Source organism: Staphylococcus sp. 231237_7MaSpsaltlick, assembly GCF_043107035.1.
Genome location: NZ_JBICNX010000245.1, coordinates 1 through 663 on the forward strand (window position 1 = coordinate 1; position 663 = coordinate 663).

Here is a 663-nt window from a genome sequence, read left to right on the forward strand (position 1 = left end):
GGTATTATTGATCCTAAAGAATCGTACAATGAGTTGTTTAGTGTAAATAAATTTGTAGAAAAACCAGAAATTGGTACTGCCCCTTCCAATTTAGCGATAATGGGACGCTACGTACTAAAACCAGATATATTTGATTATTTAGAGAGTCAAGAAATTGGCACAGGCGGTGAAATACAATTAACAGATGCAATTGAACATTTAAATTCTGAAGATTGTGTATACGCTTATAATTTTGAAGGTGAACGTTATGATGTAGGTGAAAAAATAGGGTTTGTTAAAACCACAATACAATTTGCTTTAAATGATGATTATATGAAAAAAGAAATTACAGAATTTATTAAATCCATAAATAAATTAATATAAAAAATATAAGGAGACATAAAATGGATACAGTTTTAATATATGGGACTTTTTCCTCTGCTAAGGAGCTAGAACAAATATCGAGTATGTTGGAAAACAATGATAGAAAGATTATCATCGCTAATAATACAAATTCAAAATATAAAATTAATAGTAGTGAGTTCAATGAAAAGTTTGACCTAATAATTAATTTTGAAAGCTTAAATGATTTAAATGTATTTGAAAAAATGGATATTAAAATCATTAGCTTAAATGAGTTATTATATGAATCATACGACTTTAAAATGAGTGTTATTATACCTG

The 663-nt window shown here is 26.7% G+C and carries 2 protein-coding genes; both read left to right on the plus strand.

Annotated features, from left to right (window positions below; genetic code table 11):
* A partial coding sequence (locus tag ACF91D_RS31225) for a sugar phosphate nucleotidyltransferase (RefSeq protein WP_392438621.1) occupies window positions 1-363 on the plus strand: 363 nt, incomplete at its 5' end.
* A 20-nt stretch (window positions 364-383) separates the two neighbouring features.
* Window positions 384-663, plus strand: a 280-nt coding sequence (locus ACF91D_RS31230; RefSeq protein WP_392438622.1) for a hypothetical protein, incomplete at its 3' end; no start/stop codon positions are given.